22 protein-coding genes and 1 tRNA gene are annotated in these 19,692 nt (G+C 65.5%); 12 read left to right on the forward strand and 11 right to left on the reverse strand.

Annotated features, from left to right (window positions below; all coding sequences use genetic code 11):
- Positions 1-9: 9 nt before the first annotated feature.
- Genes AC0KWY_RS01990 through AC0KWY_RS02000 form a run of 3 tightly spaced genes read left to right on the forward strand, consistent with a single transcriptional unit; the run spans position 10 to position 2,229 of the window.
- Positions 10-255: a phosphopantetheine-binding protein gene (locus AC0KWY_RS01990; RefSeq protein WP_474027987.1), complete on the forward strand. Its 246-nt coding sequence runs from the start codon at positions 10-12 to the stop codon at positions 253-255.
- Positions 256-283: 28 nt separating this feature from the next.
- A complete protein-coding gene (locus AC0KWY_RS01995) occupies positions 284-1,462 on the forward strand; it encodes a beta-ketoacyl synthase N-terminal-like domain-containing protein (RefSeq protein WP_474027988.1) in 1,179 nt (392 codons plus the stop codon).
- 2 nt (positions 1,463-1,464) lie between these two features.
- Positions 1,465-2,229 carry an enoyl-CoA hydratase/isomerase gene (locus AC0KWY_RS02000; protein WP_474027989.1) on the forward strand — a complete coding sequence of 255 codons (765 nt, stop codon included), beginning with the start codon at positions 1,465-1,467 and terminating at the stop codon, positions 2,227-2,229.
- Here AC0KWY_RS02000 and asnB read toward each other — a convergent pair whose 3' ends face one another.
- Together asnB and AC0KWY_RS02010 are read right to left on the reverse strand one after the other, a co-directional pair.
- Positions 2,230-4,191 carry an asparagine synthase (glutamine-hydrolyzing) gene (asnB, locus tag AC0KWY_RS02005; protein ID WP_474027990.1) on the reverse strand — a complete coding sequence of 654 codons (1,962 nt, stop codon included), beginning with the start codon at positions 4,189-4,191 and terminating at the stop codon, positions 2,230-2,232.
- Between the two features lie 12 nt (positions 4,192-4,203).
- Positions 4,204-4,470: a hypothetical protein gene (locus tag AC0KWY_RS02010; protein WP_474027991.1), complete on the reverse strand. Its 267-nt coding sequence runs from the start codon at positions 4,468-4,470 to the stop codon at positions 4,204-4,206.
- A 295-nt stretch (positions 4,471-4,765) separates the two neighbouring features.
- On the opposite strand from AC0KWY_RS02010, the gene AC0KWY_RS02015 reads away from it, so the two are divergent.
- The 5 genes from AC0KWY_RS02015 to rpoS are packed head-to-tail and all read left to right on the forward strand — an operon-like array spanning position 4,766 to position 8,313.
- A complete protein-coding gene (locus AC0KWY_RS02015) occupies positions 4,766-5,080 on the forward strand; it encodes an H-NS histone family protein (protein WP_474027992.1) in 315 nt (104 codons plus the stop codon).
- On the forward strand, positions 5,080-5,820 hold the full coding sequence (gene surE, locus AC0KWY_RS02020) for a 5'/3'-nucleotidase SurE (RefSeq protein WP_474027993.1): 741 nt from the start codon (positions 5,080-5,082) through the stop codon (positions 5,818-5,820). The genes AC0KWY_RS02015 and surE overlap by 1 nt, the downstream gene beginning before the upstream one ends.
- Positions 5,817-6,479, forward strand: a complete 663-nt coding sequence (locus tag AC0KWY_RS02025; RefSeq protein WP_474027994.1) for a protein-L-isoaspartate(D-aspartate) O-methyltransferase — start codon at positions 5,817-5,819, stop codon at positions 6,477-6,479. The genes surE and AC0KWY_RS02025 overlap by 4 nt, the downstream gene beginning before the upstream one ends.
- On the forward strand, positions 6,476-7,378 hold the full coding sequence (locus tag AC0KWY_RS02030) for a peptidoglycan DD-metalloendopeptidase family protein (protein WP_474027995.1): 903 nt from the start codon (positions 6,476-6,478) through the stop codon (positions 7,376-7,378). The genes AC0KWY_RS02025 and AC0KWY_RS02030 overlap by 4 nt, the downstream gene beginning before the upstream one ends.
- Complete coding sequence (gene rpoS, locus AC0KWY_RS02035; RefSeq protein WP_474027996.1) at positions 7,375-8,313, forward strand: RNA polymerase sigma factor RpoS; 939 nt, start codon at positions 7,375-7,377, stop codon at positions 8,311-8,313. The genes AC0KWY_RS02030 and rpoS overlap by 4 nt, the downstream gene beginning before the upstream one ends.
- Before the next feature lie 6 nt (positions 8,314-8,319).
- On the opposite strand, the gene mltB is transcribed toward rpoS, so the two are convergent.
- Genes mltB through AC0KWY_RS02055 form a run of 4 tightly spaced genes read right to left on the reverse strand, consistent with a single transcriptional unit; the run spans position 8,320 to position 13,185 of the window.
- Positions 8,320-9,339, reverse strand: a complete 1,020-nt coding sequence (gene mltB / locus AC0KWY_RS02040; RefSeq protein ID WP_474027997.1) for a lytic murein transglycosylase B — start codon at positions 9,337-9,339, stop codon at positions 8,320-8,322.
- Positions 9,336-11,282: a transglutaminase TgpA family protein gene (locus tag AC0KWY_RS02045; protein WP_474027998.1), complete on the reverse strand. Its 1,947-nt coding sequence runs from the start codon at positions 11,280-11,282 to the stop codon at positions 9,336-9,338. The genes mltB and AC0KWY_RS02045 overlap by 4 nt, the downstream gene beginning before the upstream one ends.
- A complete protein-coding gene (locus tag AC0KWY_RS02050) occupies positions 11,279-12,232 on the reverse strand; it encodes a DUF58 domain-containing protein (protein ID WP_474027999.1) in 954 nt (317 codons plus the stop codon). Before AC0KWY_RS02050 ends, AC0KWY_RS02045 begins: the two co-directional genes overlap by 4 nt.
- Positions 12,233-12,237: 5 nt before the next feature.
- Positions 12,238-13,185, reverse strand: coding sequence for an AAA family ATPase (locus AC0KWY_RS02055; protein WP_474028000.1), 948 nt, complete (start codon positions 13,183-13,185; stop codon positions 12,238-12,240).
- A gap of 125 nt (positions 13,186-13,310) precedes the next feature.
- Between AC0KWY_RS02055 and AC0KWY_RS02060 the strand changes: the two genes are divergently transcribed.
- The 4 genes from AC0KWY_RS02060 (at position 13,311) to AC0KWY_RS02075 (ending at position 16,792) form a co-directional block, all read left to right on the forward strand.
- Positions 13,311-14,237, forward strand: a complete 927-nt coding sequence (locus AC0KWY_RS02060) for a histone deacetylase family protein (RefSeq protein ID WP_474028001.1) — start codon at positions 13,311-13,313, stop codon at positions 14,235-14,237.
- A gap of 85 nt (positions 14,238-14,322) precedes the next feature.
- Positions 14,323-15,543, forward strand: coding sequence for an aspartate kinase (locus AC0KWY_RS02065; RefSeq protein WP_474028002.1), 1,221 nt, complete (start codon positions 14,323-14,325; stop codon positions 15,541-15,543).
- Between the two features lie 57 nt (positions 15,544-15,600).
- Positions 15,601-15,693, forward strand: a tRNA-Ser gene (locus AC0KWY_RS02070).
- Positions 15,694-15,916: 223 nt separating this feature from the next.
- Positions 15,917-16,792 (forward strand): arginase, encoded by an 876-nt coding sequence (locus AC0KWY_RS02075; protein ID WP_474028003.1) that lies wholly within the window; start codon positions 15,917-15,919, stop codon positions 16,790-16,792.
- Positions 16,793-16,796: 4 nt separating this feature from the next.
- Here the strand turns inward: AC0KWY_RS02075 and AC0KWY_RS02080 are convergent, their stop codons facing one another.
- The 5 genes from AC0KWY_RS02080 to AC0KWY_RS02100 all read right to left on the reverse strand — a co-directional run bounded on the left by AC0KWY_RS02080 (position 16,797) and on the right by AC0KWY_RS02100 (position 19,580).
- Positions 16,797-18,284 (reverse strand): esterase/lipase family protein, encoded by a 1,488-nt coding sequence (locus tag AC0KWY_RS02080; RefSeq protein WP_474028004.1) that lies wholly within the window; start codon positions 18,282-18,284, stop codon positions 16,797-16,799.
- A gap of 24 nt (positions 18,285-18,308) precedes the next feature.
- Positions 18,309-18,638 (reverse strand): hypothetical protein, encoded by a 330-nt coding sequence (locus AC0KWY_RS02085; protein ID WP_474028005.1) that lies wholly within the window; start codon positions 18,636-18,638, stop codon positions 18,309-18,311.
- A 28-nt stretch (positions 18,639-18,666) separates the two neighbouring features.
- Positions 18,667-19,119, reverse strand: a complete 453-nt coding sequence (locus tag AC0KWY_RS02090) for a hypothetical protein (RefSeq protein ID WP_474028006.1) — start codon at positions 19,117-19,119, stop codon at positions 18,667-18,669.
- Positions 19,120-19,205: 86 nt separating this feature from the next.
- Complete coding sequence (locus AC0KWY_RS02095; protein ID WP_474028007.1) at positions 19,206-19,337, reverse strand: hypothetical protein; 132 nt, start codon at positions 19,335-19,337, stop codon at positions 19,206-19,208.
- 81 nt (positions 19,338-19,418) lie between these two features.
- Positions 19,419-19,580, reverse strand: a complete 162-nt coding sequence (locus AC0KWY_RS02100) for a hypothetical protein (RefSeq protein WP_474028008.1) — start codon at positions 19,578-19,580, stop codon at positions 19,419-19,421.
- Positions 19,581-19,692 lie beyond the last annotated feature (112 nt).

The raw sequence follows: 19,692 nt of genomic DNA on the forward strand, positions 1-19,692 counted from the left end.
AGAATGGGTTTGGAGCGCGACGCAATTTTAGCCATCATCATCGAACAGATTCGGATCGTCGAGCCGGCGATGGCCGAGCGGCCGATCACGGCGGAAGATTCGATGGTCGATATCGGCATCGATTCGGTGTCCCGCCAGGATGTGCTGATCATGAGCATGGAGGCCCTCGGCCTCAACCTGCCCATGGTCCAGCTGTTCGGCCCGCGCAACCTGGGCGAGCTGGCCGACCTGCTGCGGGCCAAACTTGTCGGCTGATTGCAGCTTGGCGGGGAAGGCACCGGTCGTGACCGGCATTGGCGTGGCGACGGCCTTCGGTTACGGCAAGACGGCGCTGATCGAGGGAATGCTGGCGCCGCGTCCGGTTTTCGGGCCATTGCAGCGACCGGGTCGGCAGTTGCCCGATGGCCAGTCGCTGTTTCGCGGGGCCGAACTGGCCGAGCCGCCCGCTTTGCTGGCGCCCCGCGTCGCCCGGGTAACCGGTTTCGGCGGGCGGGTCGCCGTGGCAGTGCTGGCCGAGGCCTGGCAGGAAGCCGGTCTGGACGACGTCGCGCCGGAACGCATCGGCCTGGTGGTCGGCGGCAGCAACCTGCAGTCCCGCGAGTTGCTGCTCACCCAGCAAGCCTACGCCGAGCGCATGGCCTACCTCTTGCCCAGCCACGGCTATACCTGTTTCGATACCGATCTGTGCGGCTTGTGCTGCGCCGAATTTCCCATTCGCGGTTTTAGTTACAGCGTCGGCGGAGCTTCGGCCAGCGGTCTGCTGGCGATTTTGCAGGCGGCCGACGCGGTGCGTGGCGGCCGGGTCGAGGCCTGTATCGCCATCGGCGCCTTGCAGGATCTGTCCTGTTTCGAATTGCAGGCGCTCAGCGCGCTCGGCGCACTCAGCCCAGGGCTGGCCTGTCGCCCCTTCGACCGGGCGCACGACGGTTTCATGTTCGGCGAAGCCTGTGCGGCGCTGGTCATCCGTCGGGCTGCGGCGGGGCGTCCCGGCTATGGCAGCCTGCTCGGCGGGGCGCACGGAGCGAATGGGCAGCGTGGGCCGGAGCCGTCGTTGGACGGCGAGCTGCGGGTCATTCGCGAAGCCCTGGCGGCGGCCGGCTTGCGCGCCGCCGACATCGATTACGTCAATACCCACGGCACCGGCACACCGCGCGGCGATCTGACGGAACTGGCGGCATTGCAGGCAGCGGGCCTGAACGGGGCGGCGATCAATGCCAGCAAGTCGTTGATCGGCCACGGTCTGAGCGCCGCCGGGGCGGTCGAGACGGCGGCCGTGCTGCTACAGATGCAGGCCGCTCGGCTGCATCCCTGCGCGCAGCTCGACGATCCGCTGGCTCCGGAATTCGACTGGGTGCGTGGCGCGGCCCGGGAACACCATTTTCACCATGCCCTGAAGCTGGCCTTCGGCTTTGGCGGTATCGACAGCGCGCTGGTGATCGGTGCGCCGCAGCAAGGACATTGAGCATGGATTATCAGACCCTGGCGGTTTCTTTCGACAAGGGGATTTGTCGGGTGCGCATCCAGCGAGCGGAAGCGCAAAACGCGATCAATGCCCGGTTGATCGCCGAACTGGAGGCGGTGGTCGGCCTTTGCGAAAGCGAGGCGAGGCAGCCGCCGGTCAGTATCCTGGTCCTCGAAGGGACGCCCGAGGTGTTCTGCTCCGGCGGCGATTTCAGCGCCATCGCGGCGAGCGACGAAGTCGCCGACCCGGAACCCTTGTACCGGCTCTGGCAGCGCCTGGCCGGCGGGCCTTTCATCAGCATCAGTCTGGTTCGCGGCCGGGTCAATGCGGGCGGGATGGGCTTTGTTGCCGCTGCGGATATCGTGCTGGCCGATCGCAGTGCCGCCTTCGGTTTGTCGGAGATGCTGTTCGGCATTTTTCCGGCCTGCGTGCTGCCTTTTCTGGTACGCCGCATCGGCTTGCAGAAAGCCCATTACCTGACGCTGATGACGCGCGCCTTCGCGGTTGACGAAGCGCTGGCGGCCGGCTTGGTCGATGCCGTCGATGACGATGCGGAAGCCCTGCTGCGCCGCCACCTGTTGCGCCTGCAACGGCTGAGCCGGCCGGCCATCGGGCGTTACAAGGCCTATCTGACGGGCCTGGCCGGTCAGCTTGAGGCCTTGAAACCGGCCGCTCTGGAGGCCAACCGGGCGCTGTTCGGCGATCCGGAAATCCAGCACAACATCCGTCGCTACACGGCGTCCGGAAAATTCCCCTGGGAAGCCTGATCAGCGGGCTCGCAGATCGATCGCCCGGCCGAGCGGCGAAACGACTTCCGGAAGCTGCGGCAAACCGCTCCGCTGGACGAAAAAGCGATGCTGCAGCGCGATGCCAAGCAGGAAAATGAAGGTCTGGTTTTCCTTGGTGCTGATTTCCGCTGCCGGCGTGGTCATGATCTTTTTGCTCAGGGCGCGGACGAATTTGCCGTCGAGGAAGGGAATCTTCGCCACTTCATCGCCTGACAGCAGCAGTTCGAGGTAGTCCGGCCGGCAATCGACGAAAGCCGCGCTGTCCGGCGCGCGGTAGGGGAATTTGCGCTTGTTGACGATGCTGGCCGGCAGATCTTCGCGGAAAGCCTGGCGCAACTGCCACTTCTCGGCAAAACCGTCGTCGAAACGCAGGTTGATCGAACTGGCCAGTTCGACCACTGCCGGATCGAGGAAGGGGCAGCGGTTTTCCACCCCATGGGCGAGGCTCATCCGTTCGCCCTGAGTTGACAGCAAATAGCCGGCAAGCAGCGTGCGGAACTCCAGCCATTGCGCCTTGGGGACCGCGCCGAGCGCGGCATAGCCGGGTTCCGCCGCAACCAGTGCCGCCATGGCCTGCAAGGGATCGCCGGCCTCCTTGATCAGGCGCGCCGAGAAGCGCCCGTTCTGAAAACGCAGCTCGTGGGAGAACAGCCCCGGCAAGCGTTCTTCGGAAAATTGCTGATAGAGCCCGGTAATCGCCGCCAGATCCTGCGGGCCGTAATGTTCCAGGTGCGGGTAGAGACTGGCCAGCCGGGCGCGCCGAGGCTCGTCGCCCAGGCTTTGCCAGTCGCGGCGGAGCAGGGTTTCCTTGAAGATGTCGTAGCCGAGGAAGGCCTCGTCGGCGCCTTCACCGGAAAGAACCACCTTGATGCCGGCGGCCCGGGTTTGCCGGGAGAGCAGGTACATCGGCACAAAAGCGCTGCGGAAGGCGGGAATTTCCGCATGCCAGGCGGCGGCCGGGAAATGGTCGACGATGTCCTGGTGGGTGATGCGCAGGGCGTGGTGGCGACTGCCCAGGAAACTTGCCATTTCCTGCTGTTCAGTGGATTCGTCGTACTGCCGGTCGGCAAATTCCACCGAGAACGTCAACAAGGGACGGGAACTGGCTTCCTGGGCCAGTCTGGCGACGATGGCCGAATCGATGCCACCGCTCAGATAAACACCGACTTCGACATCGCTGCGCAGGCGCAGGGCGACGCTGGCGCGCAGGCGTTGGCGGATCAGTTCCTGCGCTTCTTCGGCGCTGGCGACGGTGGTCGTGCCCTGGAAATCCAGCGTGTCGTAGCGGAACAGTTCGATTCGCTCGGCCTTGAGTTTGAGCCAGTGGCCCATCGGCAAACTGTGGATGCCGGCGTAGCCGGTCTGCGCTGGCAGTGGCGTCCACACGCCAAGGATGGAGGCCAGTTGCGCCGGGTCGTGCTCGAAGCGAAAGCCGGGGAAGGGCAGGAATGCCTTCATTTCCGAGGCAAACAAGCAGCCGCGACCCTGCGGGGCATAAAACAGCGGGCGTTTGCCGTAGCGGTCGCGGGCCAGGATCAGTTCATCCTGCTGCCGATCGTAAAGGGCGAAGGCGAAACCGCCGTTGAAGCGCGAGAGACAGGCCGGGCCCCAGTGCAGCCAGGCCTGCAGCAGGACTTCGGTGTCCGAGTGGGTGAGGAAGCTTCGTCCCAGTCCTTCCAGTTCGGCGCGCAGTTCGAGGTAATTGTAGATTTCGCCGTTGTAGCAGAGCCAGAAACGCTCACCTGGATCGGCAAGCGGTTGCACGCCGGCGGCAATGTCGATGATCGACAGCCGGGTCGAGCCCAGACCGCAGTGTTCATCCAGGACATAGCCGGTGGCGTCCGGGCCGCGGTGGGCAATGGCCCGCAACATCGCGAGCAGGGTGGCCGGGTAGGCCTCGCTGGCCAGCGAGGGATGGAAGAAACCGGCGATGCCGCACATCGGAAGCGCGGTTCAGGGAGCCGGCGCGGCGCCGGCAGCGGCCAGTTCGCCCTTTTGCCGGACAAATTCCCGGATGCGGGTCAGGCTGGTCAAGACATTGCCGGTCATCTCGTTTTCCAGGAAACGGAAATTGAATTCCCTTTCGAGGAAACGGCACATCTGGACGTAACCGAAGGAATCCATGACGCCTTCCTTGAAGAGGTCGGTGTCTTCGGGAAAGGATTCGTCGAATTCGATGAGGAACTGCTGCTCGATGTAGTCGCGGATTTTGTCGCTCATGGGCTGCGGGATGGGGCGGTTCGGTTTTTTGGCGGCGCTGAACGGAAACGGCAGCATGAATATGGCCTGAGGATACTACGGGCAGGTGTTTTTTGCAGCGATTTGGCATCCTGAATTGCCTCATGTCGAGGTCTGTCATGGCGGTGATATTCACGCGCCGATGTGAAATTCATTTACGGTGATTCATGGATATATTCCTGCATGAATATTGAATTTTTGTCAGGCCGGTGGTTATTCAATAATCCCTTCCCGATTTTGCTTTATAATCTCGGATTCTTCGTTCAAGGAGGTTGTCATGGATCTGTCTACACTCACTCTCGCCCAGCTGCGCGATCTTCAGCAGCAGATTCCCGCCGAATTGAAGCGGCGCGAAGCTGCCGAAAAGGTGAATGTCCTCAATGAAGTTCGCGCCTTTGCCAAGGCCCGTGGTTTTGCCATCGAGGAACTGCTGGGTAAGGAAGCCAAAGTCCGTGTCGCCACCGGCGGCAAGGTCAAGGTCAAATACCGTCACCCGCAGAGCGGCGAGGAATGGACCGGCCGCGGTCGCAAGCCGAAGTGGGTTGAAGCCTGGCTGGCGGAAGGCGGCGACATGGATGCGCTGTTGGTCTGATGCGCATCCTGCTCAGTAATGACGACGGTTATTTTGCGCCGGGGCTGGCTGCGCTGGCGGATGCCCTGGCCGGTCTGGGTGAAATCGTCGTTGTCGCGCCGGAGCAGAATCGGAGTGGCGCCAGTAATTCATTGACGCTGGATCGGCCGCTGATGCTGAAACAGGCGGCCAACGGGTTTTATTTCGTCAATGGCACGCCGACCGATTGTGTGCATCTGGCGGTAACCGGAATGCTGGATTACTTGCCGGATATCATCGTTTCCGGAATCAATTCGGGTGCCAATATGGGCGACGATACGATTTATTCGGGAACCGTTGCGGCGGCCATGGAAGGTTATCTGCTCGGCATTCCGGCGATTGCCATGTCGATGACCAGTTTCGACGGATTGAATTTCGCCACCGCGGGACGGGTTGCCCGTGAGCTCGTCGAGCATTATCTGGATAATCCGATCGAGGCGCCGGTCCTGTTGAATGTCAATGTGCCGGATATTCCCTATGACCAGTTGACCGGCCGGGAAGTGACCCGTCTCGGGCGCCGGCACAAGGCGGAGCCGGTTGTGCGCATGACCTCGCCGCGCAAGGAAACGGTTTACTGGATCGGTGCCGCTGGCGCCGCTGCCGATGCCGGGCCGGGGACCGATTTCCATGCCGTGGAACAGAAGCGGGTTTCGATCACGCCGCTGCAGATCGACCTGACGCAGGTCAGTCAGTTGTCAACGATCCGGGCGTGGTTGCAATGACGGTTCGCACCTTGCAGGGCATCGGCATGACTTCGCAGCGCACGCGTGCGCGGATGATCGACCGCCTGCGCGAAAAGGGCATCCGTAACGAGAAAGTCCTCGCGGCGATGGCGGCGGTGCCGCGCCACGCCTTCGTCGAGGAGGCGCTGGCCTCCCGAGCCTACGAGGATACGGCCTTGCCGCTGGGTATGGGGCAGACGATTTCCCAGCCCTATATCGTCGCCCGGATGATCGAGCTGCTGCTCAATGCCCGTCCCGGCCTGGGCAAAACGCTTGAAGTCGGCGCCGGTTGCGGCTACCAGGCGGCGGTGCTGGCGCAGTTGAGCAAGGATGTTTTCGCGCTTGAACGGATCGGGCCCCTGCTCGAGAAAGCCAAGGCCAACATGCGCACGCTGCAGCAGTTCAACGTGCGTCTGAAGCTGGCCGACGGTAATTTCGGTTTGCCGGAGGCCGCACCCTTCGACAGCATCATCGTCGCTGCCGCCGGGCCGGTTATTCCACCGGAATTGCTTCGCCAACTGGCGCCCGGCGGCCGAATGGTCTTGCCTGTCGGGGGGCAGGAGCAGTATCTTTGCCTTGTCGAACACACAACAAACGGCTTTACGGAGATGCGACTGGACCCGGTCCGGTTCGTACCTTTGTTATCCGGAACACAATGATCAAACCCCTTCTCCAGTTTTCACTCCTTCTTTCACTTGCCGCCTGTTCCCAGGCGCCAGCACCGATCGCCAACCCTTCGCCGACGGCCCAGAGTCGTACTGCCGGTCCCGGGGAGTACCTGGTCAAACGCGGCGATACCCTGTACCGCATCGCGCGGGAGAACGGTCTCGACCACGGCGAACTTGCCGCGCTGAACAATATCGAAAACCCTTCGGCCTTGCGCGAAGGGCAGATTTTACGGCTGCGCCCGGCGGCGGCAGTGGCAAGCGCCAACGGGCAGGCAGCATCGGTAGCCAGTCCGATCGGTATCGACAGCGGTGTCGAATCGCGGCCGCTCGATGCGGCACCGAAGGGCGGCACGCCGGCCGCGCCGGCAAAGGGGACGATCAGTGAGCCGCGCGGTGGCAAGGAGCCGTATTCGGACGAAGCGCATGCCCGTTTGAACAATCTGCCGGCGGCGGCTCCGGCTGGCGCCCCAGCGGCGACTCCGGCGACGCCGCCGGCCGCAACGCCAGCCGCAGCCGAAGCCGAGGCTGGGCAATGGGCGTGGCCGAGCGCCGCGACCGTCAAGTCGGCTTATAACGGCAGCAGCAACAAGGGAATCGATTTCGGCGGCAAGGCCGGCGATCCGGTGCAGGCGGCGGGTGACGGCAAGGTGCTCTACGTCGGCGACGCGCTGGCGGGCTATGGTCGGCTGGTGATCGTCAAGCACAGCACCGACATCCTTTCCGTCTACGCCCATAACCGGCGCATCCTGGTCAAGGAAGGGCAGGCGGTCAAGCGCGGCCAGAAGATCGCCGAGATGGGCGATACCGGCACCGACAGCGTCAAGCTGCATTTCGAAATCCGCAAGCAGGGCAAGCCGGTCGATCCGCTGCCCTTCCTGCCGAAAAGATGAGTCACGATGAGGACGACGAAGAAGAAGCGGCGCTGACCGGCGCCGCGGAAAGCGATGGCTTTCTGCAGGCGCTGGGCGATCTGCCGTCGGCCGAAGGCAGCCTGATCGAGGATGTCACCCAGATCTACCTCAACGAGATCGGCGCCAAGCCGCTGCTGACGCCGGACGAGGAGCTGGCCAAGGCGCGTCTGGTGCGCCGTGGCGATTTTGCCGCCCGCCAGCAGATGATCGAGCACAACCTGCGCTTGGTGGTGAATATCGCCAAGCATTACCTGAATCGCGGCATTCCCTTTCTCGACCTGATCGAGGAAGGCAACCTCGGTCTCATCCATGCGCTGGAAAAGTTCGACCCCGAGCGTGGTTTCCGCTTCTCGACCTACGCGACCTGGTGGATCCGCCAGAGCATCGAGCGCAGCATCATGAACCACGCGCGGACCATCCGTCTGCCGGTGCATGTGGTCAAGGAAATCAACCTCGTGCTGCGCGCCATGCGCCACCTGGAGGCTGCCGACGGCCGCGAATCCAGCGTCGAGCGGGTGGCGACCTTGCTCGACCGGCCGGTCGCCGACATTCGCCGCATCCTGTCGCTCAACGAGCACATCGCGTCGCTCGACGCGCCGCTCGACATCGATCCCAATCACACGATGGCCGAGTTCATCACCGACGACAGCGGGGCGGCCGATCCGGAGCTGCTGCTGCAGTCGAGCGAAGTCGGTGTCCTGCTCGAAAGCTGGTTGGGCGAGTTGGGCGAACGCCAGCGCCAGGTGATCGAGCGCCGTTACGGCCTGAACGGCAACGAAATCGCCACCCTCGACGCGATCGCCGGCGATCTCGGCCTGACCCGCGAGCGCGTCCGGCAGATCCAGCTGGAAGGCCTCGAGCGCCTGCGCCGCATGATGCGGCGCGGCAAGGTGACGCGCGACTCGGTGTTGTAGGCGCGCCTAGCGTGCCTGGTTGAGCGCGGTCTGCGTCTCGGCGCGCGCCTGGCGGATGGCATCGGCCAACTGGAAGACCGACATCGCGTAAAAGCTCGAGCGGTTGTAGCGGGTGATCACGTAGAAATTCTCGAAACCCAGCCAGTATTCGGTCGGCGCTTCCGGCGTCACCAGGTCGACCAGCGTCACCGTCGCGTCGGCTGGCGCTTCGGCCAGGATGCCGCGCTCGAACAGCTCGCTTGCCCGCAGGCTGGGGCGGATGCCGGCTTCGATCAGCGAGGCGTCCGGCGTTCCCGGCAGGTTGGCCGGCACGGCTACCGGCTGGCCGGCCTGCCAGCCATGCTGCTCGAGGAAGCGGGCGACGCTGCCGATCGCGTCGTCGACGCTGTTCGCCAGATCGACGCGGCCGTCCCGGTCGAAATCCACGGCAAAGCGCCGCTGGCTGCCGGGCATGAATTGCGGGATGCCGATCGCGCCGGCGTAGGAGCCGCGCACGGTCAGCGGATCGAGGCTGTTCTCGCGGCTGAGCAGCAGGAACTGTTCGAGTTCGGTGCGGAAGAAATCGGCTCGCCGCGGGTACTGGAAGGCCAGTGTCGCCAGCGCCTCGAGCACGCTGAAGCCGCCGGTGTTGCGGCCATAGACGGTTTCGACGCCGATGATGGCGACGATCACTTCTTCCGGGACGCCGTAGAGCGCCCGGGCGCGGGCCAGGGTCGCCGCGTGCTCCTGCCAGAAATCGACGCCGCCGGCGATGCGCTGCGGGTTGACGAAGCGGGCGCGGTAGCGCGTCCAGGAGCGCTGCGTCGGCAGCGTCGGCGGGGCGATCAGCGACAGCACGCCGGTGTTCTGCTTGACCTTGGCGAACTGGGCGAGCAGTTCGTCGGCGTCGAAACCGTGGCGTTGCGCCAGGTCGCGGGCGAAGACTTCGGCTTCCGGCAGTTCGGCAATGCTGCCGGGCGCGGCGAGCGCGCATTGGCTGAAGGCGGTGAGGGCGGTGAGGGCGCAGGCGGCCAGGGTCTTGATCAAACGATTCTCCGTCGGGGCAGGCGATTGACGGCGGCGCGCAGCGCCGCCAGGTGTTCGGGGTCGGTGCGGGCATAGCGGGCGAGCAGATAATGGCGGACGACCGCATCGACAGCGGGGGCCAGCGCCGGATCGGTCCTGCGCACGCGCTCGGCAAATGCCAGCGGGGTTTCCTGAGGCGCGCAGTTTAACCCGATTCGGCGCTGGGCACGCAGCCAGAGCCGGCGTGCTTCGTCGAGGCGCGGCCGGTGCCACAGGTTGAGCAGCAGGATGGCGGCCAGCACGCCGCCGCCGGCAAGGCCGAGCAGGGTGGCGAGCAGCCGCCAGTCCACGTTGATGAAGCCCAGTTGCGACAGGAACTGGCGCTGGCGCTCGCCGTCGTAGCCGAGGATGTACTGGTTCCAGGTGTTATTCACCGCTTCCCAGCGGTGGCGCAGGTCGCGCAGCCAATCGGCGCGGTTGAGCAGGAAGGCGGGCAGGGGCTCGCCGGCCGGCAGGGCGCTGACGATGCCTTGCTCGATGCGCTCCGGGGCGACCGCCGCGGTCGGGTCGACCCGCGTCCAGCCGCGCCCGGCGAACCAGACCTCGGCCCAGGCGTGGGCTTCCGACTGGCGGACGACCAGGTAGCCGTCGAGCGGATTGAACTCGCCGCCTTGGTAGCCGCTGACGACGCGCGCCGGCAGGCCGGCGGCACGCATCAGGAAGACGAAGCTGCTGGCGTAGTGCTCGCAGAAGCCGCGCCGGCTGCGGAACAGGAAATCGTCGATGGGGTCGCGCCCGAGCAGCGGCGGACGCAAGGTGTAGTGGAAGGCTTCCCGGGCGAAATGGTCTAGCGCCAGATCGACCAGCTCCTCCGGCGCGCGCGCTTGCCGCTGCCACTCGCGGGCGAGGGCGCGGGCGCGGGGATTGCCTGCGGTCGGCAGACTGAGGTTGTCGGCCAGCGTCGCCGGCGCTTCCTGCGGGTTGAAACGGAAAGCGGTGGCGGCGCGCAGGCGGAAGCGCTGCCGGCTGTCGACGGGGCGCGCAGCGATCGCCGCCAGCCGCCCGTCGCGGCTGGCGCCTTCGGGCAGCGCCAGCGGCGCGTCGAGGGCCAGCAGCCAGCGCTGGCCGTGGGCTTCCAGCGTGGTTTCGTAGGCGATTTCCGGGCCGTCGGCCTGCACCACTTCCTCGGGCAGGCGGCGGGCCGAACGCTGCCAGGTGGTGCCGTCGAAGTTCTCCAGCACCGGGCCGCGCCAGTAGAGCAGGTGACGCGCCGGCGGGGCGCCGTCGAAGCGGACCCGGAAGGCGACTTCGCCGCTGCTCACCAGTTCGGCGATGCTGCCCGGGTTCATGCGCTCGGACAGTCCGGTGCGGCCGCTATGGGCGTCTTCCGGCAAGCCCCAGAGCGGACCGCTGATGCGCGGAAAAAGCAGGTAGAGGACGAGCATCATCGGTAGTGCCTGGAGGAGCAGCGTCGCCGCCAGACGCAGGTTCTCGCGGCGCTCGATGGTGCCGGCGTGAAGGCGGGTCAGCGCGGCGGTGACCAGCCACAGGGCAACCACCAGCCAGAGGCCGACGGCGATTTCCTGGGAATGGAAGTAATGCGTCAGCAGCAGGAAATAGGCGAGCATGACGACGACCACGGCATCGCGCCGGTGGCGCATTTCCAGCAGCTTGAGGGCCATGAACATGACCAGCAGGGCAACTCCCGGTTCGCGCCCGAACAAGGTCCGGTATTCGGCGAGGATCGCCAGGTTGCCGGCAACGGTCAGCGCCAGTACCACCCAGCGCCCGGGCAGCCGGCGGTCCTCCCACCATAGCCAGCCAGCCCAGGCGAAGAGGACGACGGCGAATGCCGTCAGCCACAGCGGTTGCGCCAGCGCGTGTGGCGCCGTCGCGGCGATGGCGGCGGCAAACAGCCAGGGCGGCTGTTCGCGGCTGAGGCTGGCGTCGCGTTTCTGGTTCATGCCGGATACAGGGCGAGCGCTTCGAGACAGCGGCGTTGCTGCTCGCGGCCGCTGGCGGCCGGGATGTCCACGCCGGGCAGGGCGAGGGCGAAGGCAAGCTGGCGCTGGCCGGCGTCGATCACCCAGCCGGCGAGCAGCGAAAGCCGGGTTTCGGCGGACAGGGCGGGGTCGGTCGCCGCCCAGTCGAGGCGCAGTTCGCTGTCGCTGCCGCCGGCGAACTCCTTGATCAGCAGCGGCCGGTCGTCACCCTGGCGGATGCTCGCCTTCCAGGCGACGTGGCGCAGCGAATCGGCCGGCTGGCGTTCGCGGAAACCGGCGAAATCCTCCTGGCCACCCTCGCCATGGCGGGCGCTGCCGCTTGGCAAGGGGCGGCTGGCCGGCAACGGGGTGAAGATCGGGCTCGGGTAGACCAGGCAGCGCATCGCCGGCCGTAGCTGGCTCCAGGCGGTGAACAGGCCGAGCGGGTAGCGGGTGTCCAGGCGTACCGGCGGCAGCGCCAGCCAGCCGCGCCGTTGCGTCGGCACCGGTACGGCGACCGTCGTCCGTCCGTCGGCGTCGACCGCAGCATTCACCGGCAGCCCGGCGACGGCGGTAAATACCAGGGCGCGGCGCGCATAGGGGCGGTCGTTCTCGAGCGTCAGCTCGAACTCCGCCGTCTCGCCGACATGCACCGGCGCGGCCCGTCCCGGCAGCAGGCGCAGGCGGTGCAGGTTGCGGAAACTGTGCACCATGCCGGTCAGGCCGAGGCTGGCGAGCAGGAAGACCAGCGCGTGGCCGAGTGCCAGGTTGTAGTTGATGGCGCCGATCAGCATGACGAGCAGGGCCAGCGCGTAGAGCAGCCCGGTGCGCGAGGGCAGGATGAAGATCCGCCGGCGGTCGAGGACGATCGGCGCCTCGCCGTCGCTGCGCTTGCCGAATATGAATTCCTGCAGCCGGTCGAGCAGGCGCATCGCGGTCAGGGAATGGCGACGCCGGCGAGCAGCGCGCCGATGTCGCCGGCGGCGGCCATGCCGTCGCCGTGCGCTGCCAGCAGGCGATGGCGGGCGACCGCCGGGAAGACCGCCTGGACGTCGTCGGGCAGCACCATGTCGCGGCCGGCCAGCCAGGCCCAGGCGCGGGCTGCCGCCAGCAGCGCCAGTCCGGCGCGCGGCGAGAGGCCGTGGCGGAAGGCCGGATTCTGCCGGCTGGCCTCGACCAGCGCCTGCACGTAGTCGATCAGCGGGTCGGCGGCATGGACGGCGGCAACGGCTTCCTGCAGGGCCGGCAACTGCGTCGCCACCAGCAGCGGGGCGAGACTTTCCGCGGCCTGGCGGCGACCGCCGCTGCGCAGCAGTTCGCGCTCCGCGTCGCGCCCGGGGTAGCCGAGTTCGATGCGCATCAGGAAGCGGTCGAGTTGCGATTCCGGTAGCGGAAAGGTGCCGATCTGGTGCGCCGGGTTCTGGGTCGCGATGACGAAGAACGGGCGGGGCAGGCGGCGGGTTTCGCCTTCGCTCGTCACCTGGCCTTCTTCCATCGCTTCGAGCAGCGCGCTCTGGGTTTTCGGCGTCGCCCGGTTGATCTCGTCGGCCAGCACGAGCTGCGCGAAGACCGGGCCGGGAACGAAACGGAAGGTCGATTGCCCGCGGTCGTAGATCGAGACGCCGGTGATGTCGGCCGGCAGCAGGTCGGCGGTGAACTGGATGCGCGAGAAATCGAGCCCGAACAGCGCGGCCAGCGTGTGCGCCAGCGTGGTCTTGCCGAGGCCCGGCAGATCCTCGATCAGCAGGTGGCCGCCGGCCAGCAGGCAGGCAACGGCGAGGCGGATTTCCTGCGCCTTGCCGAGGATGATCCGGTTGGCGGCGGCGAGGATGGGCGCGAAGTCCGGCGGGTGCTCGGCCGTCGCTGATGTTTTTGTGTGGGGCATGCGTTCAATCCGTCAGGGGGTGCGGGGTATTGCCCATTCTAATGCTTGAAGCGGTCGCCGGAATGAGATGATAATGAGCCACAGAGGAGCGCTGCCCAGGCGCAAAAACAGCAGAGAGAGAACAAGTGACAACAACTGCCTTCATCACCCATCGCGACTGCCAGTTGCACGACATGGGAACGCATCACCCGGAATGCCCGCAACGCCTGACTGCCATCAACGATCATCTGATCGCTCAGGGCATCGACGCCTATTTTGTTTACTACGACGCGCCGCTCGCCACCTTCGAGCAGTTGTTGCGCGTCCACCCGGCGTCGCATCTCGAACGCATCAAGCGCGCCTCGCCCGAACTGGGTGTTGTCCATCTCGATCCCGACACAGCGATGAACCCGCATACCTGGCAGGCCGCGCTGCGGGCCGCCGGTGCCGGTTGCCTGGCGGTGGACCTGGTGGTTGGCGGCGAATGCGAGAACGCCTTTTGCTCGGTCCGTCCTCCCGGTCATCATGCCGAGCGCACGACCCCGATGGGGTTTTGCTTCTTCAACAACATCGGCGTTGCCGCCATGCACGCGATCAAGGTGCACGGTCTCGAACGCGTCGCCATCATCGACTTCGACGTGCACCACGGCAACGGCACCGAGGATTGCTTTGCCGGCAACGACAAGGTGCTGATGTGCAGCATCTTCCAGCATCCTTTCTATCCTTACGCCGGTATCGACAATCCGGCCGCCAACATGTGCAACGTGCCGCTGGCCGCCGGTTGTGGCGGCGAGGAATTCCGCGACGCCGTGCTGCAGGTGTGGACACCGCGGCTCAAGGAATTCCAGCCGCAGATGATCTTCATCTCGGCCGGTTTCGACGGCCACTACGAGGACGACATGGGCGGCCTCAAGCTGGTCGAGAAGGATTTCGCCTGGTGTACCGAGCACCTGAAGAAGCTGGCCGCCGAAATGTGCGGCAAACGCATCGTCTCGATGCTCGAGGGCGGCTACGTGATGACTTCGCTGGCGCGCAGCGTCGGCGCCCATCTGCGGGCGCTGGCCGATCTCTGATCAGCGCTTTCTTTTAGAAATGAGCGGGCTGGGGTAAAATCCGGCCCTCTTTTTTCGTGTTTCCAACGTTTTTACGGATGAATCCATGGCGTTGATTGTTCAGAAATACGGCGGTACTTCCGTCGCCAACCCGGAGCGCATCAAGAATGTCGCCCGGCGCATCGCCCGCTTCAAGGCGCAGGGACATCAGATCGTCGTTGTCGTCTCGGCGATGAGCGGCGAAACCAACAAGCTGATCGCGCTGGCCCGGGAAATGCAAGCCCAGCCCGATCCCCGCGAACTCGATGCCGTCGTCAGCACCGGCGAACAGGTCACCACCGGCCTGCTCGCCATGGGCCTCAAGGCGATCGGCGTCGATGCCCGCAGCTACACCGGCGGCCAGGTCAAAGTCCTGACCGACAGCACCTTCACCAAGGCGCGCATCCTGTCGATCGAGGAAGAGAACATCCGCCGCGATCTCGATGCCGGCAAGGTCGTCATCGTTGCCGGTTTCCAAGGCGTCGATGCCGACGGCAACATCACGACGCTCGGCCGCGGTGGTTCCGATACCTCCGGCGTCGCCCTGGCGGCGGCGCTGAAGGCCGACGAGTGCCAGATCTACACCGACGTCAACGGCGTCTACACGACCGACCCGCGCGTCGTGCCGGAAGCGAAGAAGCTCGACACCATCACCTTCGAGGAAATGCTGGAAATGGCCAGCCTCGGCTCCAAGGTGCTGCAGATCCGCTCGGTCGAATTCGCCGGCAAGTACAAGGTCAAACTGCGCGTTCTTTCCAGCTTCGAGGACGAAGGGGAGGGTACGCTGATCACTGTTGAGGAAGACAAGAACATGGAACAACCGATCATTTCCGGCATCGCCTTCAACCGCGACGAAGCCAAGCTGACCATGCTGGGCGTTCCGGACACCCCGGGCATCGCCTACCGCATCCTGGGCTCGATTGCCGATGCCAACATCGACGTCGACATGATCATCCAGAACGTCGGCCACGACGGCACGACCGATTTCTCCTTCACGGTGAATCGCGGCGAGTACGCCAAGGCCCAGGCCATCCTGGAAAAGGTCAAGGGCGAGCTGGGGGCCCGCGAGATCGTCGGCGACAACAAGATCTGCAAGGTTTCGGCGGTCGGCGTCGGCATGCGCTCGCACCCGGGCGTCGCTTCCAAGATGTTCAAGGCGCTGGGCGACGAAGGCATCAACATCCAGATGATTTCCACCTCGGAAATCAAGATTTCCGTCGTCCTCGACGAAAAGTATCTGGAACTCGCCGTGCGCGTCCTGCACCGCACTTTCGGTCTGGACCAGTAAAGGTTTGACCAAAGGGCGCGGAGGCTATATCATCCGCGCCTCGTCGCTGAACGGATTGGAGACGTGGCCGAGTGGTCGAAGGCACACCCCTGCTAAGGGTGCATCCGGGCAAAACCTGGATCGAGGGTTCGAATCCCTCCGTCTCCGCCAGCAACGATACAAACAAGCGCCTCTCGGGGCGCTTTTTTGTTGCCCGCGTTTTGCCGCCGGGGCAGGCTGGACCGCCGGCCTCGGCTTCCTGCACAATGTTCCGCACGGCGCTCGAGAGGTCGGACGAAACGGGAGAAGCGATGAACGGGGTTACGGTGGCTGGCTGTGCGCTCCTTGCCCTGCGTGAGGATATGACGCTCGCCGGCGTCCGGGAGTCCAGACGGTGAGCGGCGACCGTCGGGTGCGGGTGATCGGTGCCGCCAGCGGTATTGGCGCCCAGGACGTGGCATGTGCCGACGGGCCGGTCGCCTTCCATCATTCGCAGGCCTGGCAGACGCTGGCCCGGCACCCGGCGCTGGATTGGGGACGCACCCTGTTTGCCCCGAACGGCGAGCGGCTGTCGCGCACGGCGCGAATCGCCGCGCTCTGCAGGGCGCTCGCCGACGAGGTTGAAAGTACCCTGCGCCAGGGGCAGTTTCCGCTGGTCATCGGCGGCGACCATTCGGTGGCGGTCGGCACCTGGAGCGGCGTCGCCCGCGGCATCGGGCAGCCACTGGGTTTGTTGTGGATCGATGCCCACCTCGACAGCCATACGCCGGAGAGCAGCTATTCCGGCGCCGTCCATGGCATGCCGCTGGCTTGCCTGCTCGGCCAGGGCGATCGCCGTCTGGTGAGCATCGGCCTGCCCGGGGCGCAGCTCAGCGCTGGGCATTGCGCTGTCCTCGGGGCGCGCAGCTACGAGCCGGAGGAAATCGACTTCCTGTGCCGCCAGGGCGTGCGCATCTTCGATGGCGAGGAAATCGCCCGCCGCGGTTTTGCCGCCTGTCTCGACGAGGCGGCCGGCATCGTCGGCAGTGCGCCGGCCGGCTTCGGCGTCAGCCTCGACCTTGACGCCATCGATCCGCGCTTCGCACCGGGCGTCGGCAGCCCGGAGCCGGATGGCCTGCCTGCCGCCGACGTACGCACGGCCTGGCGCTGGCTGGCTGGGCAGCCCGGCTTGCGCGCCCTGGAAATCGTCGAATACAACCCGGATCGCGACCGTCACGGGATGACTGCGCAACTGATCGCCGACCTGATCGGCGAGACGGTCGGCGGCTGAACGCTCAGTCGGAACGGCCGACGCTCAGGCGGAGCTGGCCGCGGAATCCCTTGCTCGAGGCGAGCGGGATCAGGTACTGCTCGCCCGTGGGTTCGACCAGCCGGCCCTGGCCTTCGCTCCAGTTTTCGTCGGAGCTCAGGTAGCGCAGCCGGAAGCCGTCCTGCGCCAGTGTCAGCTTCAAGGTCAGGGTGTCGCGGAACAGGTATTCGCCTTCGATGTGCTGATCGAGCCAGAAACTGTCGTCGATGGTGTAGCCGGTGGTCAACACCGCCAGTTCCAGCGAAAAGACGAGGGTCTTGCCGACGGTGATCCGCTTGCTGTCGAGAAAGGCCGAGAACAGGGCGGGCGAGCGCGGCGCGTCGATGCCGGCGCGGTCGAGGCGTAGCAGTTCGTCGTAACCGCGCAGGACGGCGCTGTAGGTGTCGCGGCGGCGTTCGGTGAGTTTGGCGCTGAAACTGCCGCGCGGCGCGACCGTCGCCTCGAAATAGTAGGAGCAGCGAATCTGTTTGCCGGCGTCCTTGGCCTTCTGCACGGAAGGCGGTAGGGGCAGGACGTCGACGTCGAGGCTGCCATCGACGCGCAGGTCGCCGAACAGGAAGCGGACCAGGTTCTGGTAACCCTCTTCCGAATTGACGACGCCGAACGGGCCGCTGTGGCTGCGATAGGCGAAGGCGCGCGGGGTGCCGCTGACGGTGGCGTTCTCGATCTTCACCAGGCCGTCGCTCATTTCGCCCGCCAGCAGGCGGGAAACGCCGAGCGCAGCGGCGTAGTCGCGGTGATTGGTACCGACGAAGCAGAAGAAACGCTGCGGGTCGAATTTCCCGTCCAGCGAGTCGACCCGCTCCGGCTTCCCGGGCAGGCCGAGGTATTCGGCCATCCGCTGGCGGTTGAAGTTGTTGATGTCCCACAGACCGAGAACCGCCGGCACGTTGATTCCCGCCATCTCGATCCCGTTGTGCGGCGTGCCGTAGGTGAATACCTTGGCGACCAGCGCGCGGTCGTCCGGCGTGCTGATCGCGTCGTTCTGCAGGAAGGCGCGGACGACCAGTCCGCCCATCGAATGGGCGACCAGGTGCACCTTGAAAGCGGCGAGCAGTTCGCCGTCGTCGCCGCAGACCTGGCGGCGCACGCGCTGGATCAAGGCCTGCAGGCCGCGCGCCGCTTCGGGGATCGACAGCACCTTGCCGTCGCCGAGGTCGCTGTCCGCCGTCTCGTAATAGCGGTAGATGACGACGCTGCGTGGCGGCAGGCTGCCGTTGATCTCGGCGCCGTCATCGAAACAGTCGCGGTAGCCGTATTCCTTCATCAGCCGGATCAGCGGCGACTCGAAGATGTGCTTGGTGACGCGCCCATCCCAGGCCTGCCGCAACTTGGTCGCGCCCTGGTTGAAGCCCATGTAGGGCATCGACGCGGCATCGGCGATTTCGCCGGGGGTCATCGCGTAGCCGCGGACATAGATGATCGGGTAGTACGGCGCCATTGTCTTTGCCATGATCGTCTCCTCGGGATGGTTGGGTTACAACAGGGTGAAGCCGAGCGCGCCGTTGACCGTTTCGCGGATCACGCCCAGCGCCGCGTCGAGCGCGGCTTCGACGGCGAGCAGGCCGAGGCCTTCGAGCGTCAGCAGCACGCTGCGGGTCGCGTTCTTCTGGATATCGAGATGGAGGGCCGCCTGCGCCGGGTTGATCTTTCCCGACAGCGTCAGGGTCTCGATCATGACCAGGGTCTGCGCCAGCTTCTTCGCTTCGGCCTCGCCATATTCGCGGATCTCCGGCCATTTCTCGCTCAGGCTGCCGCGCAATGCGGCCAGGATGTCCTTGCTCAATTGCGTTGTGCTCAGACTCATCGAAGGCTCCTCCGGAGATGACGCAAGTTTACCCGCCGCGGCGTTTCGCCAGTTCCAGCTTGAGGATGGCGGTGAAGCTGCTGTTGAACTGAATGCGCAGGATGGCGATCTGCTCCGGCGAGAGGCAATCGATCCGGTGCAGTTGCCGCAGGCTCTCCAGGCTGCGCTGGAGCAGCGCTGTCTGCTCGCTGGTCCGTTCGTTGCCGGGAATGGCGGCGGTACGCACGGCGAGGGCGCTGAGCTCGATCCGGGCGTCGGTATAGAACTGTTGATGTCGCTCGAAGCGGCAGTCGGGTGGGCCGGTCGCTGCCTCGAGCGCAATCAGGTGCGCCTCGGTCTTGCGTTGCAGCGCGCTGACGGCGCGGTCGGTCACTTCATCGTAAGGTGCGAGCAGCCGCGGGGTGCAGGCGCTGAGCGCGAGCAGCAAGGCTGCCGCGTAGAGCGGGCGGGAAAGGGTGGCGAGGCGAGAGCTCTTCGGCATGACGATCCCCGGTAGGCGGGTCCGGGCAATGGGGTTGCATGCATCATATACCGCGCTCGCCGCTTCGGCATGCCCAGGACGCCGTTCTAATAGACTTCGGCGTGATCGTCGCTGCTGCGCTGCAGAATGCCGGCCTCGCGCAGTCGGGACTTGAAGGCTTTCATCACCGGGCGCGAGAGCATCGTTTCGGCAAGCAGGCGCTGTTCGTAGATGCGCATCCTCAGCGCCTCATCGCAGGCCGTTCGTGCTTCCTCGATCAGTGCGTGACAGCTCGCTGCGTCCAGACGGTTTCCCGGACGTCAACCGACGGCATCGTAAAGCGCGATGGCAACGTTCTTGTCGGCGTCGTTCATCTTGCACTTGCCGTCGAGAATCTTCAGCATCAGGGTGACGACGCAGTCGATCTCGATCGGATCGACGATATGGCGGCTAGCCCAGGAGGCGATCGTTGCTCGGGTCATGGTGGTCGATGCTTGGCGGTGGAGGTTGTGGGAGCGGCTGCGACATGCAGCTAGAAAAGCAGCAAGAAAAGGGCCAGTTGTCCGGAGTTCGGCGCTTTGCCGGAAAGCCGCC

The organism is Azonexus sp. MM2026_4 (assembly GCF_055901855.1).